We start from the raw sequence: 16,765 nt of genomic DNA on the forward strand, positions 1-16,765 counted from the left end.
AAATAATATTCTCAATCAGTATTAACAATAATACATCAAAACTTAATTGTTATTATTTAAAAAAAAGACAAAATTATCATTTTTAATAAATTAAATTATTTTATGTTTAATGAAAAAACTTATTAATATAGAAACTTTAGTAATTAGCCCTTATAGACTTTAACTACAATTTAATTTAATTAGATAACGTTAAATTCAATAATGGTTATATATACATTTTTTAATCAGATTAAGGCTGTATTTTGATAAAAAAACCGCCTCCTAAGAAGCGGTTTTATCAGTGAATAGAAGCCGTTATACCCAAGAGGTATCGCTTATTCGCCTGGATTACGGCTACGACCGCGAGACGATGGGCCTGCCGGGCGGCGTTGACCATCAGCCTGGCTGCGTGGGCGGCTGTTGCGGCTATCACCGCGACCTGCTGCACCGCCTCCATTCTGCGGACGACCCGCACTGCTACCACGGCCCATGCCCGGACGTTGTGCGCCACGGCCCTGACGGCCATTTTGAATCGGATCGGCTTTAATGCTTAGATCCGGCTCATAACCATCAAGTGCGATACGTGGAATTTCACGTTTTAATAAACGCTCAATATCACGCAGCAGTTTATGTTCATCGACACAAACCAGTGAAATCGCTTCCCCGGTTCGTTCCGCGCGGCCAGTACGGCCAATACGGTGAACGTAATCTTCCGGAACGTTTGGCAATTCATAGTTAACCACGTGTGGTAACTGGTCGATATCCAGACCACGGGCAGCGATATCCGTCGCCACCAGCACACGGATTTTACCGTCTTTAAAATCAGCCAGTGCACGAGTACGTGCGCCCTGACTCTTATTACCGTGGATCGCCGCCGCAGTAATACCGTCTTTATTCAACTGTTCAGCTAAATGGTTCGCGCCATGCTTCGTGCGGTTAAACACCAGCACTTGCTGCCAGTTACCTTCACCAATCATCTGAGACAACAACTCACGCTTACGGTTTTTATCGACAAAGTGAACGCTTTGAGCGATCTGCTCTGACGCCGTGTTACGACGGGCCACTTCAACAGAGGCTGGGTTGTGCAACAATTTGCTGGCCAGCCCTTTAATCTCATCAGAGAAGGTGGCAGAGAACAGCAAATTCTGACGTTTAGCCGGTAATTTGGCTAATACACGGCGGATATCGTGAATAAAGCCCATATCCAACATACGGTCCGCTTCGTCCAAGACCAAAATTTCAATTTTGGACAAATCAACCGCGTTTTGATGTTCCAGATCCAGTAAACGGCCAGGTGTCGCGACTAAAATATCGACGCCACCACGCAATTTCATCATCTGCGGGTTAATGCTAACGCCACCAAATACCACCAGCGAGCGAAGTTTCAGGTATTTGCTATAACTCTGTACGTTTTCGTCAATCTGCGCGGCCAGCTCACGGGTTGGCGTTAAAATCAATGCCCGTACCGGACGGCGGCCCTTAATTGGCTGTTGATCTTGGCTAAGCAGTTGCAATAGCGGCAAGGTGAAACCAGCGGTTTTACCCGTACCCGTTTGCGCACTGGCCATTAAATCGCGGCCTTCCAGTACCACAGGGATTGCCTGACGTTGAATTGGCGTCGGCACAAGGTAGCCCTGCTCTTCAACAGCACGCAGGATGTCGGCGTTTAGGCCGAGAGAATCAAATGACATATTACGAGAAGCTCCAGATCTTCCCAATCCTGACGATATCGCCAAGTGCAGTTTCAAGGGAAGATTATCAGACGAGGCATGAATTGAGGCATTACCACGAGGATTGGCACAAACTGCAGTGCACCATTGACGCGGATTATAACAGATGTTTAGCAAGAAAAGGGATATTTACATAAATCTTAATTTTTTAATCGCGAGAACATCAATGAAACCAATTTAGCGGCCATAGATATCTGGCTTTCATAGCCGATGTCTTTACATGTCTACTACGGTGACCTAAAGTTAATCATATGATTGATTTATTGTTCAACTAACTATTCGCATCAATCTACTTTAGCGTCTACATAAAACAGTTAAGCAGGCAGAATATTTATGTCTCATTTGACTCCTCATTCCGTCACACCGCCGTCACCGGCTACCACCAGAGGTGAACAGGCCCGCCAACAGTTGCTTCAAGCCGCGATTGATTTGTTCGGTGAATTGGGTCTGAAAGGTGCGACCACCCGCGATATTGCACAACGGGCGGGGCAGAATATTGCCGCGATCACCTACTATTTCAGCTCCAAAGAGGGCCTCTATCTCGCGGTCGCTCAACATATTGCCGATTTTATCCAGCAGGCGTTCTCACCGCTGGCACAAGAAATTGATCACTTTTTGCAGTTGCCTACTGAGCATCAGCTGCCGGAACAGCAACTGCACTATATTCGTCAAGGGTTATTGGCATTCAGCCATTTAATGACACAACCTGAAACGCTAAATCTCAGTAAAATCATGGCGCGTGAGCAATTATCGCCAAGCGAAGCCTACCCACTGATCCACACTCAGGCCATTGCCCCATTACACCAAACACTGAACCAGTTGCTGGCTGCATTTACGGGTACCGATGCCAGTGCAACCAAAACCATTATTCATACTCATGCCTTGATAGGTGAGGTTTTGGCTTTTCGTCTGGCACGTGAAACGATTCGCCGACAAGCTGGCTGGAAAAGTATTGGCGAGGCCGAAAGTCACTTAATTAATCAAGTACTTATTGAACATATCGATCTGCTTCTTAACGGGCTCCGGGCCAAGGCAGCACTATGACCTCTCGCCTATTTTTATTGTGATAAAAACCAGTGGTAGACAGGAAACATTATGAATCGTAAGAAGATTATCGTGGCTGCCGTTATTGTCGCGCTATTAGCAACCCTAGCGTACGGATGGCATTATTATCGTCAGCAAAATGACGCGTCACTGACCCTCTACGGTAACGTGGATATCCGCACGGTAAATCTGGGCTTTCGCGTCGCTGGCCGCCTTGCCTCACTGGCAGTAGATGAAGGTGATGATATTCATCCGGGGCAAACGCTAGGGAAATTGGATGACGGCCCTTATCTGAATGCGCTCAAGCAGGCGCAAGCGAATGTACAAAGTGCGCAAGCCCAATTGGCACTGCTGAAAGCGGGTTACCGTGAAGAAGAAATTGCACAGGTGAGGTCCGAAGTGGCTCAGCGACAGGCCGCTTTTGACTACGCCGATAACTTTCTGAAACGCCAGCAGGGGTTGTGGGCCAGCAAAGCCGTATCCGCCAATGAACTGGAGAATGCCCGTACCGCACGCAGCCAGGCGCAGGCTAATTTGCAAGCAGCAAAAGATAAACTCGCACAATTTTTGAGTGGTAACCGCCCACAAGAAATCGCTCAGGCTGAGGCGAATCTGGCCCAAACAGAGGCCGAACTGGCGCAAGCCCAACTCAACCTGCAAGACACCACACTGCTCGCCCCATCGGCCGGTACGGTACTGACCCGCGCAGTAGAACCGGGCACCATTTTATCGGCCAGCAATACCGTACTTACCGTTTCACTGACCGACCCGGTCTGGGTTCGAGCCTATGTCAGTGAACGTCATTTAGGTCAGGCGATCCCCGGTACAGAGGTTGAGGTCTTTACTGATGGCCGCCTCGATAAGCCCTATCACGGTAAAATTGGTTTTGTTTCACCGACGGCAGAATTCACGCCAAAAACAGTGGAAACACCAGATTTGCGCACCGACCTGGTATATCGCTTACGCATTATTATCACGGATGCGGATGAATCATTACGACAAGGTATGCCCGTCACTGTTCGTTTCCCCCAACGTTAAGGCAGCATGAGTTATGAATGGAATTCAGCACATCATTACTCTGGAGACGGTTGAAAAACGGTTCAGCGGACTGGATCACCCTGCGGTTGCCAGCCTGACTACGGAGATCCGCAGCGGAGCCGTGACAGGATTAGTCGGGCCGGACGGTGCCGGTAAAACCACGTTATTACGTATGCTGGCCGGATTGCTAAAACCCACTCAGGGTAAGATAACCGTGGTCGGGCTAGATCCGTTGAAAGATGATCGCCAGCTACATGCCATTCTCGGTTATATGCCGCAGAAATTTGGCCTGTATGAAGATTTAACGGTCATGGAAAACCTGACGCTGTATGCCGATCTGCGTGGCGTGACCGGTGAACTTCGGCGTCAGACATTTGAGCGCCTGCTGACGTTTACCGATTTAACCCGCTTCACATCACGCCTGGCGGGTAAGTTATCGGGTGGCATGAAGCAGAAGTTGGGGTTAGCTTGTACCTTGGTCGGCCAACCTAAAGTACTGTTATTGGATGAGCCAGGTGTTGGTGTTGACCCCATATCTCGCCGTGAACTGTGGCGCATGGTACATGAGCTGGCAGACGACGGCATGCTCATTTTGTGGAGTACTTCTTATCTGGATGAAGCAGAACAATGCCGTGAAGTGTTGCTGCTGAATGAAGGCAAATTCCTGTACAGCGGCGCACCACAAACCCTGACACAGCGCATGAGTGGCCGCACTATTTTGGTGGCCGCCCAACATGGTACCAACCGCCAGCTGTTACAACATGCACTAACTTTGCCCCAAGTCAGTGACGGGGTGATCCAAGGTAAATATGTCCGGCTGATCCTTAAGCCAGATGTCGATCACAGCCAGTTATTACAATGGTTAAATCACCCCGATGCCGAAATGAGAGAAGCGGAACCCCGCTTTGAAGACGCCTTTATTGACCTGTTAGGTGGTGGCCCGGACAGCGAGTCCGCACTGGCAAAAATTATGCCCAGAGTGGCTGGCAACCCTGATGAAACCGTTATTGAAGCACAAGCGTTAACCAAGAAATTTGGCGATTTTGCCGCGACTGACCATGTTAATTTTCAGGTTAAACGCGGTGAAATATTTGGTCTGCTCGGGCCAAATGGGGCCGGTAAATCCACGACCTTTAAAATGATGTGTGGCTTATTGGTACCCAGCGATGGAAAAGCCTTGGTACTGGGTATGGATCTAAAAACCAGCTCGGGTAAAGCTCGCCAACATCTAGGCTATATGGCACAAAAATTTTCGCTGTACGGCAACCTGACCGTTGAGCAAAATCTGAAATTTTTCTCCGGGGTTTATGGCCTGAAAGGCAAAATCCAGCGCGACAAAATTGCCGATATGATCTCGGCATTTAACTTTACCCCGATCCTGAAACAAACACCGGACTCCCTGCCATTAGGGTTTAAGCAACGGCTTGCACTGGCCTGCGCCTTGATGCATGAGCCAGATATTCTGTTTCTTGATGAGCCAACCTCCGGTGTCGATCCGCTCACCCGCCGTGAATTTTGGTTACACATCAATGGAATGGTAGACAAAGGCGTCACCGTCATGGTGACCACCCACTTTATGGATGAAGCGGAATATTGTGACCGTATCGGGCTGGTTTATCACGGCAAGATTATCGCTGCGGGGACCCCCGATGAACTGAAACAACAGGTCGCCAGTGATGATAACCCCAACCCGTCAATGGAAACTGCGTTTATCGAATTGGTTCTGCGCTACGACCAACAGCATGATAAGGAGTAAACCCATGGCCGAGCAGAATATTTCGCCGGTAGCTAAGGGCGAGACTTATCAGGACACAGGGTTCTCCTGGCGGCGCTTGCGTGCCTTGTGCCACAAAGAAACCCGGCAAATTTTACGTGACCCCAGCAGTGGGCTGATCGCGGTGGTCATTCCCCTCATGCTGCTGTTTATTTTTGGCTATGGCATTAACCTTGATTCCAGTAAATTACATGTGGGCATTTTACTGGAGCAGCAGAGTAAACCGGCGCAGGATTTGGCTAACACCTTTGCTAATTCTCCTTATATTGCCGCACAAATCAGTGATAACCGCGAAGCACTGATTCATACTATGCAAGCTGGTACTATTCGTGGGCTAATTGTTATTCCGAATGACTTTGCCGAGCAACTCGCGCGGCCCGAAGGTAAAGCACCGATTCAGGTGATCACCGATGGCAGTGAACCCAATACCGCCAATTTTGTGCAAGGCTATGCTCAAGGGGTCTGGCAACTTTGGCAACAACAGCAGGCACAGAATACTGGGCAAAAAAATGATCCACTCATTGAGATTCAGGTGCGCTATTGGTTTAACCCTGCGGCAATCAGCCGACATTTTATTATTCCCGGCGCTATCACCATTATTATGACGGTCATTGGAGCGATTCTGACCTCGCTGGTTATCGCCCGCGAGTGGGAGCGCGGTACGATGGAAGCGCTGTTATCCACTCAGGTCACACGCAGTGAATTACTGCTATCAAAACTCATTCCCTATTATGTCCTTGGCATATTCGCCATGGCGCTGTGCATGCTGGTATCGGTGTTCATTCTGGGGGTGCCCTATCGAGGCTCGCTGGGGATCTTGTTCATCACCACCAGCCTGTTTTTAGCCAGTACATTGGGGATGGGGTTGTTGATCTCCACGCTTACCCGCAACCAATTTAACGCCGCGATGATCGCGTTGAACGCGGCATTTTTGCCTGCGGTAATGTTATCTGGTTTTATTTTTGAAATTGACAGTATGCCTGCCGTCGTTCGAGCCGTGACCTATATCATTCCTGCCCGCTACTTTGTCAGCAGCCTGCAAACACTGTTTCTGGCGGGAAATGTCGGTACTGTTTTGGTGGTTAATCTGCTGTTTCTGATCGCATCAGCCGTCGTGTTTATCGGCCTGACCGCTTGGAAGACCCGGCGTAGGTTGGATTAAAGGAAGCGTAAAATGTTTTATCGCCTATACACACTGATTATTAAAGAATTGCAGTCGCTGTTACGCGAGCCACAGACTCGTGCAATATTAATTTTGCCCGTAATATTGCAGGTTATCTTGTTCCCGTTCGCCGCGACGCTGGAAGTCACGAATGCCACTATCGCGATTTACAGTGAAGACAGCGGCAAAGCCTCGGTAGAGTTGACCCAACGTTTTGCCAAAGCGGCCGCATTTTCGAATGTGCTGCTACTGCACAGCCCCCATGAGATCCAACCGGTTATTGATAATCAAAAAGCCTTGCTGTTGATCCGCTTTCCCGCGCAGTTCAGTGCTGATCTGGCCAACGGTAAAACCACACAGCTCCAGCTCGTTCTGGATGGGCGTAATTCCAACAGTGCACAGATCGCGGCGAATTATATTCAGCAAATCGTGCAAAATTACCAGTTGGAATTAACCGGCGGCCAGATCAAACCCAATAACAGCGAATTGGTCATCAGGAATTGGTATAACCCGAATCTGGACTATAAATGGTTCGTAGTACCGTCATTGATTGCCATGATCACCACCATCGGTGTACTGATAGTGACCTCGCTGTCAGTGGCCCGCGAGCGCGAGCAAGGGACGATGGAGCAATTGTTGGTTTCACCACTGACAACATGGCAGATTTTTATCGGCAAAGCCGTTCCAGCGCTGATTGTCGCAACATTCCAGGCTTCTATTGTGTTGTTAATTGGCATCTTTTTCTACCAGATCCCTTTCGCCGGTTCGTTGGCTCTGTTTTACGGCACGATGTTGCTTTATGGCTTGTCTCTGGTCGGTTTTGGTCTATTGATCTCCTCGTTATGCTCAACTCAGCAGCAGGCTTTTATTGGCGTATTTGTCTTTATGATGCCTGCTATTTTACTTTCTGGTTATGTCTCTCCGGTAGAGAACATGCCAATCTGGCTGCAAAATATCACTTGGATCAATCCTATTCGTCATTTTACTGACATCACCAAACAGATTTATCTCAAGGATGCCAGTTTCGATATTATCTGGCACAGTCTGTGGCCACTGTTGGTGATCACTGCCACTACAGGCAGTGCAGCTTATGGCATGTTTCGACGAAAAATCGCCTAGGGATTTCAGGATCAGTGCACGCCCGGTTAGTAGAAAAAAATTCAGTGCTATAACGTCAGGCTTCCGGGTCATTTAACTAAATATTTGTTTTCAGCAATGCACTGAAATTCAGAGGGGATGCGTTTATTATCGGGCAATAGCTAGGTTCTTTTTTGCAATTTTGCCTGTAACGTTTTGCGCGTGATGCCTAAATGCTTTGCTGCCTCTGTTTTATTGCCTCCCGTCTTTTCCAACGCAGTCAAAATAGCGTCTATTTCGACTCGTTCGAGAGACTGGATAGGTTTTTCTGCATCCTCATAACCTATATTCTCACTACCGGCATTCTCCTGAATATAATGATTAATATTTAACGGCAACTCCTTCTCGCTGATGAAATCACCGGTCAGTAAAATCACCGCACGCTCCACCGTATTTTCCAATTCACGCACGTTACCAGGCCAGTTGTATTTCAACAGCATATTCATCGCTTGTGGTGTGAATCCTTTGATTGATTTACGGTTCTTGAGTGCAAACTTTTCCAAGAAATGCATCGACAACGGCGGAATATCTTCGCTTCGCTCTCTCAACGCCGGGGTATCTATCGTGACCACATTTAATCGATAGTAGAGATCTTGGCGAAACTTTCCACTATCAACATCGGCTTTAAGATTGCGGTTAGTGGCGGCAATCAACCTGACATCAATAGCTAACGTCTGATTACTGCCAACGCGCTGGATCTCCCGTTCTTGGATAGCACGCAGGAGTTTTGCCTGCATCAACCCTGAAATTTCACCAATCTCATCCAAAAATAACGTTGCCTTATGTGCCTCCATAAAGCGCCCTTCCCGACGTTTATCTGCGCCAGTAAACGCCCCTTTTTCATGGCCGAATAGCTCGGACTCCAGCAATGACTCACTGAGTGCCGCGCAGTTAACAATCACCAACGGTTGATCTTTACGCGAGCTGTTAGCATGAACTGAGCGGGCAATAATTTCTTTGCCCGTACCCGATTCTCCACATATCAACACCGTCGCTTCAGAAGGCGCAATCATGGCGACCATATCCATCAGATAGCGCATTTGTGGGCTGCGACCAATAATATTTTGGTTACTGATGAGCTGCTGTTTAAGTGTTTTATTCTCATTCTTGAGATGAGTATGTTCCAGTGCCCGCTCAAGGGTGAGTTGTAACATGTCGAAATCAAGCGGTTTGGTAAGATAATCGTATGCCCCGGCTTTAATTGCCTCAACCGCAGATTCAACGTTGGAATAAGCCGTCATAATTAAAATAGGGATTGCCGGGTTATAGGCTTTAATCGCCTTTAATGCCTCAATACCATCCATTTCAGACATTCGCACATCCGTCAGAATTAAATCGAAAGGGATCTCTTTAGCCAGTTCGATGGCCTCTAATCCATTGTGAGCTGGCGTGGTTTGATAACCCCAGCCTTTCATTAAAGCCTGGATAATTGTGCAGTGGCTTAGGTCATCATCAACGACCAAAATATGCGCTTTATGTGTTGTCATTATTAGACGCCTTTTGTTCTTGCCCATCCGGTCGATATTGACCGCGTTGTATGAGGGAGATTGTCATATCAAAGCGGGTCCCGGATTGTGGGTGGCTGGTAACGGTAATTCTACCTTGATGTTCTTCAATCACTTTTTGCACGATAGCAAGGCCCAGACCAGTGCCAGAAGCTTTCGTCGTGAAATAAGGGTTAAAGATATTTTCCAGATCTTCTGCTCTGATGCCTTTACCTGTATCAATTACGCTAATTCGTAATTTTGACTCTTCGACTAACGCCAGAGCAATTTCAAGCGCCCCCTCCCTCCCCATGGCCTGAATAGCATTTAAGTAAAGGTTCAGTAATGCTTGAGTGAAGCGATCGGGATCTATTTCCACCCGTGGCAAATTTTCATTGCTAATAAATTGAATTGTGATTTTTTTGCTATCGGCATCCTGACGAATAAGATGAAGTGAATGAGCAATGATTTCGTTAATATTGACGAGTTGGAACCGCAAATCCGATGGACGAACTAACCCCAGTAACTCAGTGACCGCTCTATTGAGCCTATCGACCTCTTTTATCATCACTTTTGCTAATTCTTGCTCCTCACTGCCTTGCGGGGAATGTCCCTCAAAATATTTCGCAAAACCTTTGATAGAAGAGAGCGGATTTCTTATTTCATGCGCGACACCTGCGGCTAAATTGCCAATGGCCGCCAGTTTTTCCTTACGCCGTATCTCTTCTTGTAACTGCCGGACCTCTCTCATGTCCCGAAAGATGAATATATTGCCCAGGAAGCTGCCATGATGATTAACAATATTTGTCACGCTAATGCTTAATGGAATAATTAGACCTTCTTTTAATTTATAATCAATTTCATGCTCTATCACTGGCTGATGGCTTTGACTTTTTTTAACTAAAAGATTCCATTCTGGAGGCAGGGCTTGGTGGATATTTTGGCCGGTCAGAATATCTTTACTAATACCGAATATCTTTTCTGCCGTGTGGTTTACGACACTGACCAATTGCTCTTCATTGGTGGTAATCAACCCAATAGGCAGATTATTGATAATCTCGGTTGAAATCGCTTTAGAGTCTTGTAGCTGGCGTCGGGAAAGCTGGTAACGGCGCGCCCAGAATAGGGCCAGAATACCCGCCAGAGCCAACATACTGAGAATAGACAAAAAGATAATCGTATTGCGAATATCTTTTGCTTGCATCGTATCTAACGCTTCAGTGTCGAAGGCGGTAAAAATGACACTTTGATTTTCATATTTGTCATTATTATCTTGAGTCGCAGCAGCGTTACTCCTTCTCGCCATATTCATATGAGACTGATGGGTATTATTTCGTCTCAGTGGCTTAAAAAAACGATAGACCTCAAAAGCATCCTGACTTTTATTATCCTCATCAAGAAAAGCTGCTATTCGCCACTGCTCAGCTAACTGAACGTTTAAATCTGCCATCTCTTGTGGGCTATAGAGCTGCGTTCCGACACGTGCCGGGTTACTGTGGGCAAGGATTTTCCCTGATAGGTCGGTAACCGCAATATAGATAACGCCAGGCTGGTAAGCCATCTCTTCCATCAACGTTTGACGCTGACGCCAACTCATTCCCATGCCGGTACGCGAACTGGATTCAAAAGAGCGAATCAATACGGCGCTTTTCTCTAATAATGTCTGAAATTCAATGTTGCGCCCACGATTCAGATCCTTGATCGCCATAGTGATAATCACCGTGATCAAAATGATAACTAAACCAACAAAAAAGCCGTATGGGATCACAGAGAATAAATTCGATTTTCCTTTAGATTCCTTCACCCTTCTCATCCTTATTTTTATTATTGGTTAGTATCAATGAATTGGTGGCGGGTAATTATTACCCATACCGTTGCTACCGTGGGTAATAATTACCCGTTTTTACTTAATGTATTACATCTCACCCCTGCTATAGACCGTGCCTGAATAGCTGCCCGCCGATAATACAATGGCCAATAATAAACCTAATTTATTGATATACCTTATTTTATATAATCACACTGACTAAAAAACAACCATTATTTAAAGCAATTTTCATGCCATTAGCATCTTGGCATAGGAATTGCTTTAACGTAATAAGCTTACTACGTGACGTTTCACTGACTCATACCGAAACAAAGGATACTAACTATGAACCTGAACAAAACAGCGATTGTAACCCTTCTTTCTCTTGCTACCGTGATTGGATTCGGTGGCTCTGCTATTGCTCAAAATGCTATGGGTACCCATATGAATGGCAGCGGCACGGATATGTCTAATTCTCAGGGACAGCACTATGGAAAGAATTCCATGGCTAATTTGACGACAGAACAACAGGCGACACGCCAGCAAGTACTTAATGAATTTCAGACATCAACAGCAGATATGCGCCAGCAACTGACCTCTAAAAACTATGAGTACAAAGCGCTATTAACCAGCAAGCCAGTAGATGAACAAAAGGTTCTGGCTGTCAGTAAAGAAATTCAAACGTTAAGAGATAACCTCTACCAAAGTCGCGTCGCGATGGATACCCAGTTAGCAAAAGCGGGGATAGCAATGACGGGAAACCACGGTTCAAGAGGGGGTAATCATATGGGAATGGCTGGCGGGAGAGGTTGCCGATAACAGAAAAATTCATGAGGTTATTGACAAAGTGCCCGCGACGGAGAGAACAGGCAGATCGTAAAGACGCCGTAAATACATCCATGTAGGCTCGAGCCGCGCCATCCTTGGCGCGGACGCTTTACTCTTCTGCCTATCCTCACCGTTCAAGATTGAGTTATCGGGGTTTGTCAGCAGTCTGAAATTCATCAAAAAATAAGAAGTTGACAATAAAATAGAAACTCCCCTGATTAACTTTTGATTAATCAGGGGTTATCTGGAGAGTCTATTTGGGACGAGTAGACCTCCTCACGATAATGATTAATGGGATAACTGGCGGTTTTTTAGATCAGTTGGCTCATGTTTATATTGAAAAACGAAGAAGAAAACAATTACCAAAACGACAGTGTAAGCAGCAAAAGATAGCCAAATACTATTCCAGTCTTTTATGCCATTAACGGTGAAATAATCAACCACATGCCCACTGGTGATGGCACCCACATAAGCCCCCACGCCGTTAACCATTGTCATAAACAGGCCCTGCGCACTGGCTCTGATATTATGATCGACTTCTTTCTCAACATAAATTGCACCGGAGATATTAAAGAAATCAAAGGCGCAACCATAAACCACCATTGATAACAGTAATAGAACAATACCGGTAGCCGACGGATCACCATAGGCAAATAGAGTGAAGCGCAGCGTCCAGGCAATCATGCTGATCATCATCACGCGTTTGATACCAAAGCGAGATAAGAAGAAGGGAATAGCCAGAATAAAGAAGACTTCTGCAATTTGGGCCATCGATAATAAGATCGAGGGATATTGGACAACCAGACTATCCTGATAAATTGGATTTTTTGCAAAGTCATGAAGGAAGGGGCTGCTGAACGTATGGCTAATTTGTAATGAAGCGCCGAGTAACATAGCAAACAGGAAGAAAATAGCCATTTTCTTTTGTTTAAATAATACGAAAGCATCAAGCCCTAAAATATTAACCCAAGAGCGGTCTTTTTTAATATTAGATGTTGGACAGCTTGGTAATGAAAGAGCATATATCGCCAACACCAGCGCCGCACCAGAAGCGATATAAAGCTGGATATTACTCAATTCAAATCCGGAGAGACTGATAGCCCACATGGCAAAAATAAAACCAATGGTGCCAAAAACACGTACCGGGGGGAAATCTTTAATCGTGTCCAGCCCCGCTTTTTCTAAACAGATATAAGAAATGGTGTTAGCAAGTGCAATCGTCGGCATATAGACCATCGCATTGAACAACATCACAAAGAACATGATATTAGGGTCTGAAACATTGGCGGCGATCAACAGCGCAACGGCCCCCAACAGATGGCAACCCGCATAGAGAATATTAGCTTTTACCCAGCGGTCGGCAATAATACCGACCAGACTCGGCATTAAAATACAGGCGATACCTTTAGCGCCATAGACCAACCCCACCTGTGCACCGGTAAAGTTCAGCGTATTCATCATGTAAGCACCCAGCGTCACCAACCAGGCACCCCAGATAAAGAACTGCAGGAAAAACATAATCTTAAGCCGTTTTTTTATTATCATTATTATTCTCCGTGATTCAAATGCGTCGAGGAATATATTTTTGTATTGAGCCTATAGGGTATATCCCTCATTTACGGTGGCCCCTATTTACGGCTGGCATAATAGGGGCATAAAATATTTATGACGTCTTTATCGATCAGCGGAGCGCTTTGCTTTTTAAGAACGCTTCAATCAGTTTGGTGAAATTGACGGATGCTACTTTAGCAAATTTTAAGGTTTGCTCATGAGACAGCACCACATCAGAAAGGCCTTCAGCCAGGTTAGTAATCGCGGTCAGAGCAATCACTTTTAAACCACAATGGGCTGCAGAGAGAACTTCCGGCACGACAGACATACCCACAACATCACCGCCGATGATCTGCATCATGCGAATCTCAGCCGGTGTTTCAAAGCAAGGCCCAGGGTAAGAGACAAAGACGCCTTCGGTCAGCGGGATATCAAGCTGTTGAGCAATTTTGGCCATATCAGCACGCAGATCTTTATCATAGGCATTCGCCAGGCTAAAGAAACGTGGACCAAAACGATCGTCATTAGGGCCAACCAACGGCGTGCCCGGCATGGTATTAATGTGATCTTTTAGCATCACAACCGAACCTGGCAAAACTTCTGGTCGCAATGAACCGGCGGCGTTAGTACAGAATAAGAATTCGCAACCCATCAATCTAAATGTGCGCACCGGATTAGTCATGATGCTCATGCCTTTGCCTTCGTAGAAGTGGCCACGGCCTTTCATGCACATCACAGGAACACCAAACAGATCGCCCAGCACCAGTTCGCCAGCATGGCCGTGAACCGAGCTTACAGGGAAGCCAGGGATATCAGCGTAGCTAATCGTAGTGTCATTCGTAATTTGATCAACTAAATCACCCAATCCAGAACCTAAAATGAACGCGATTTGAGGCTTAAATCCGGGTTTTATTTTCTGAATATATTTAACGGCTTGAAATGGTAATTCATTGAAATCAGCATCAACGTTTATATTTGAATTTACTGTTGTCATAATAAAACCCCTTGATTATTTTAATAACGATCAAATAAACCGGCTAAATATGTACCTCGAATGATTGGCGTTACCGCACCTGAGCGCAAAGTGATGAGCTAACTCCCTGAGCGATAGGGGAGACTAAATGCTGCTAACACCGCCGCAACGTCAAAGACGAAAGGTAGAGATAGATCTAATCTACCCCATCATAAATAGTGGGTTATTGCATAACCAATACTAAAAACCCGCTAATCCATACTGAAAATGTAATGGTTCAGAATGGGTTTCCACGCAATTATCGTCGATCACAAGAGGGTAATGGGTAAGCACATGACAACAAGAATACTTAAAGCACATTTGCAAATGTTAGGGTTTACCGCTCTACTTGGCGGTTCCTTTATTGCCAGCGCCACCATCAGCAACGCATTGCCACCCATGGTAATTACCTGGCTGAGATACGCTATTGCAAGCCTGTTTTTTGTTGTATTACTGGTGAGTCAGGGTTTACTAAAGTTACCCCATTACCGGGATTTGGGCCGTTATACTCTGATTAGCCTACCGCCGCTGCTCTATTTTGCCTGCATGATCTTTTCACTTCAGACAACCAGCGCAATAAATTCGAGTGCGTTATACACCACCGTGCCATTAATGAGCATGGTAATGAGTGTGGTGTTTTTGAACTCAAAATCGACGTGGTCTGTGGTGGCCGCATTATTAATTGGAATTTTGGGTGCGTTGTTAATTATTTTTAAAGGTGATTTGTCTCAGGTTTTACACTTATCGCTTATGCCATCTGATTACCTGTTCCTATTTGGTTGTTTAGGCATGGCGCTGAATCCTATTGTGGTGAAGAAGTTACATCGGGGTGAGCACGCCTTAGTGCTTACCGGTTGGAGTTTGATATGTGCCACGCTACTGCTGACGGTGACCATCGCCTATCAGCTTCCGGATATTGAATGGCGTAATATTAGCATCATAACCTGGAGCGGCGTTTTATATCTTGCCACCTTTGCCACCGCATTAAGTTTCTTTCTGTTCCAAAAAGCCTGCATTGTACTTTCGCCGACTAAAGTATCAGGCTATGTGTACCTGATCCCGCTGTCGGTTATTGTCACTAATGTGATATTAGGCCAGGCAATAAATTGGCAAGAGATCGCCAGCGGAGCCGCTTTAGTGGTGATCGCTATGGCTATTTTAGTTAAAGCCAAGTAATACAGGCCAATGAATGCCACGGATTCAAAAAACAAACTCAAAATAACGCAAGTAACCTATTTAGCGCCGGAGTCGCGCTATCAGGGTGATAAACAGCGAAGAGATCGGCAGAGAGATCTTCTTTCAGCGGAATAAATTTAATATTAGGCCATGGGATTTCCTGCATACTTTCCGGTACTAAGGCGATACCAAGATTGCTGTTCACAAAAGCCAACTGGGTCTGAGGTTCATCAAACTGATAAATGGCCTGTGGCGTACAACCAGCATTAAGACAACTATTGTATAAATTTTTAGAGTAGCCAGAGTGATTAAAGGTGAGAAATATGAGCGTTTGCTCTGAGAGATCTTTCAGCGCGAGTATTTTTTTATTCGCCAGTAAACTCTCATTAGACACGGCGACGGCGACTCGCTGTTTTTCTACTCGCCTATAAATCAGCGCCGGATTTTGTTCCAGATCGGCACACCGCCAGAACCCGATATCAAGCTTCTTATTTAATAATGCCTCATACTGCTTACTGGGTGGCAGCTCATGTAACGACCAGGTGGTATTAGGGTTGAGTGTCTTATAACTTTTGAATTTCTCTAGTAGCTGATGCCAAAGAGCGGAGCCGATAATGCCAATATTAAGGTGGGTTTGCTCATGGCGGGCAATATAGGATACGCGGCTTAATGAATTCTCTATATTATCAAACACATCTTTCATTTCAGCCTTCATCATTTCGCCAGCCAGGGTTAACACCACGTTACGGCTGTCTCGTATAAATAGAGGGAAACCTAATGCATCTTCTAATTCTTTAATTTGCAGGCTTAACGGCGGCTGAGAGATATGAAGGCGTTCAGCGGCTTTTCCGAAATGTAGCTCTTCTGAAACGGCTAAAAAATAGCGGATCATTTTCAAATTGATACGACCGGAAAAAAGAAGCTTTTGCATATCACCTATCCAATTATTTTAATACGAGCAACCTGGATTATTATTTCAATAATAATCTTGTCTGATAATCAAACCATAATCTTAATTATATGTATTTATTACCTAAGTCAGG

13 protein-coding genes and 1 pseudogene are annotated in these 16,765 nt (G+C 45.8%); 7 read left to right on the forward strand and 7 right to left on the reverse strand.

Going from position 1 to position 16,765, the window contains the following annotated elements:
* Positions 1 to 314 precede the first annotated feature (314 nt).
* Complete coding sequence (gene rhlE / locus AC971_RS01315; protein WP_048677200.1) at positions 315 to 1,670, reverse strand: ATP-dependent RNA helicase RhlE; 1,356 nt, start codon at positions 1,668 to 1,670, stop codon at positions 315 to 317.
* A 372-nt stretch (positions 1,671 to 2,042) separates the two neighbouring features.
* Between rhlE and AC971_RS01320 the strand changes: the two genes are divergently transcribed.
* The 5 genes from AC971_RS01320 to AC971_RS01340 are packed head-to-tail and all read left to right on the forward strand — an operon-like array spanning position 2,043 to position 7,846.
* Complete coding sequence (locus tag AC971_RS01320; protein ID WP_025383121.1) at positions 2,043 to 2,753, forward strand: transcriptional regulator; 711 nt, start codon at positions 2,043 to 2,045, stop codon at positions 2,751 to 2,753.
* A gap of 51 nt (positions 2,754 to 2,804) precedes the next feature.
* On the forward strand, positions 2,805 to 3,791 hold the full coding sequence (gene hlyD, locus AC971_RS01325; protein WP_025383120.1) for a secretion protein HlyD: 987 nt from the start codon (positions 2,805 to 2,807) through the stop codon (positions 3,789 to 3,791).
* Positions 3,792 to 3,804: 13 nt separating this feature from the next.
* The gene (locus AC971_RS01330) at positions 3,805 to 5,547 is read left to right on the forward strand and encodes an ATP-binding cassette domain-containing protein (protein WP_025383119.1); all 1,743 of its coding nucleotides are present in this window, start codon (positions 3,805 to 3,807) and stop codon (positions 5,545 to 5,547) included.
* 4 nt (positions 5,548 to 5,551) lie between these two features.
* Positions 5,552 to 6,727 (forward strand): ABC transporter permease, encoded by a 1,176-nt coding sequence (locus AC971_RS01335; RefSeq protein WP_025383118.1) that lies wholly within the window; start codon positions 5,552 to 5,554, stop codon positions 6,725 to 6,727.
* A gap of 12 nt (positions 6,728 to 6,739) precedes the next feature.
* A complete protein-coding gene (locus AC971_RS01340; RefSeq protein WP_025383117.1) occupies positions 6,740 to 7,846 on the forward strand; it encodes an ABC transporter permease in 1,107 nt (368 codons plus the stop codon).
* Positions 7,847 to 7,986: 140 nt separating this feature from the next.
* Here AC971_RS01340 and AC971_RS01345 read toward each other — a convergent pair whose 3' ends face one another.
* Both AC971_RS01345 and AC971_RS01350 read right to left on the reverse strand, forming a co-directional pair.
* Positions 7,987 to 9,351: a sigma-54-dependent Fis family transcriptional regulator gene (locus AC971_RS01345; protein WP_025383116.1), complete on the reverse strand. Its 1,365-nt coding sequence runs from the start codon at positions 9,349 to 9,351 to the stop codon at positions 7,987 to 7,989.
* On the reverse strand, positions 9,338 to 11,152 hold the full coding sequence (locus AC971_RS01350) for a PAS domain-containing sensor histidine kinase (RefSeq protein ID WP_025383115.1): 1,815 nt from the start codon (positions 11,150 to 11,152) through the stop codon (positions 9,338 to 9,340). The genes AC971_RS01345 and AC971_RS01350 overlap by 14 nt, the downstream gene beginning before the upstream one ends.
* 348 nt (positions 11,153 to 11,500) lie before the next feature.
* Between AC971_RS01350 and AC971_RS01355 the strand changes: the two genes are divergently transcribed.
* On the forward strand, positions 11,501 to 11,974 hold the full coding sequence (locus AC971_RS01355; RefSeq protein WP_025383114.1) for a periplasmic heavy metal sensor: 474 nt from the start codon (positions 11,501 to 11,503) through the stop codon (positions 11,972 to 11,974).
* Positions 11,975 to 11,987: 13 nt separating this feature from the next.
* On the opposite strand, the pseudogene AC971_RS24565 reads toward AC971_RS01355, so the two are convergent.
* The 3 genes and pseudogenes from AC971_RS24565 to xapA form a co-directional block, all read right to left on the reverse strand.
* Positions 11,988 to 12,056: pseudogene (locus tag AC971_RS24565) on the reverse strand (gluconate 5-dehydrogenase); the annotation flags it as partial.
* Between the two features lie 215 nt (positions 12,057 to 12,271).
* On the reverse strand, positions 12,272 to 13,528 hold the full coding sequence (locus AC971_RS01360; protein WP_025383113.1) for a nucleoside permease: 1,257 nt from the start codon (positions 13,526 to 13,528) through the stop codon (positions 12,272 to 12,274).
* A gap of 136 nt (positions 13,529 to 13,664) precedes the next feature.
* Entirely contained in the window at positions 13,665 to 14,528 is an 864-nt protein-coding gene (gene xapA, locus AC971_RS01365) for a xanthosine phosphorylase (protein ID WP_025383112.1), read from the reverse strand.
* A 345-nt stretch (positions 14,529 to 14,873) separates the two neighbouring features.
* Between xapA and AC971_RS01370 the strand changes: the two genes are divergently transcribed.
* Positions 14,874 to 15,722, forward strand: a complete 849-nt coding sequence (locus AC971_RS01370; RefSeq protein ID WP_025383111.1) for a DMT family transporter — start codon at positions 14,874 to 14,876, stop codon at positions 15,720 to 15,722.
* 37 nt (positions 15,723 to 15,759) lie between these two features.
* Here AC971_RS01370 and AC971_RS01375 read toward each other — a convergent pair whose 3' ends face one another.
* A complete protein-coding gene (locus AC971_RS01375) occupies positions 15,760 to 16,653 on the reverse strand; it encodes a LysR family transcriptional regulator (RefSeq protein ID WP_025383110.1) in 894 nt (297 codons plus the stop codon).
* Between the last annotated feature and the right edge of the window lie 112 nt (positions 16,654 to 16,765).

The organism is Yersinia similis, assembly GCF_001053095.1.
Taxonomy (GTDB): domain Bacteria; phylum Pseudomonadota; class Gammaproteobacteria; order Enterobacterales; family Enterobacteriaceae; genus Yersinia; species Yersinia similis.

Coding starts and splice junctions, on each gene's coding strand:
- hlyD (WP_025383120.1), top strand. CDS start 2,805: ATGAATCGTAAGAAGATTATCGTGGCTGCCGTTATTGTCGCGCTATTA.
- AC971_RS01330 (WP_025383119.1), top strand. CDS start 3,805: ATGAATGGAATTCAGCACATCATTACTCTGGAGACGGTTGAAAAACGG.
- AC971_RS01355 (WP_025383114.1), top strand. CDS start 11,501: ATGAACCTGAACAAAACAGCGATTGTAACCCTTCTTTCTCTTGCTACC.
- AC971_RS01360 (WP_025383113.1), bottom strand. CDS start 13,528: ATGATAATAAAAAAACGGCTTAAGATTATGTTTTTCCTGCAGTTCTTT.
- AC971_RS01335 (WP_025383118.1), top strand. CDS start 5,552: ATGGCCGAGCAGAATATTTCGCCGGTAGCTAAGGGCGAGACTTATCAG.
- AC971_RS01340 (WP_025383117.1), top strand. CDS start 6,740: ATGTTTTATCGCCTATACACACTGATTATTAAAGAATTGCAGTCGCTG.
- xapA (WP_025383112.1), bottom strand. CDS start 14,528: ATGACAACAGTAAATTCAAATATAAACGTTGATGCTGATTTCAATGAA.
- AC971_RS01370 (WP_025383111.1), top strand. CDS start 14,874: ATGTTAGGGTTTACCGCTCTACTTGGCGGTTCCTTTATTGCCAGCGCC.
- rhlE (WP_048677200.1), bottom strand. CDS start 1,670: ATGTCATTTGATTCTCTCGGCCTAAACGCCGACATCCTGCGTGCTGTT.
- AC971_RS01320 (WP_025383121.1), top strand. CDS start 2,043: ATGTCTCATTTGACTCCTCATTCCGTCACACCGCCGTCACCGGCTACC.
- AC971_RS01375 (WP_025383110.1), bottom strand. CDS start 16,653: ATGCAAAAGCTTCTTTTTTCCGGTCGTATCAATTTGAAAATGATCCGC.
- AC971_RS01345 (WP_025383116.1), bottom strand. CDS start 9,351: ATGACAACACATAAAGCGCATATTTTGGTCGTTGATGATGACCTAAGC.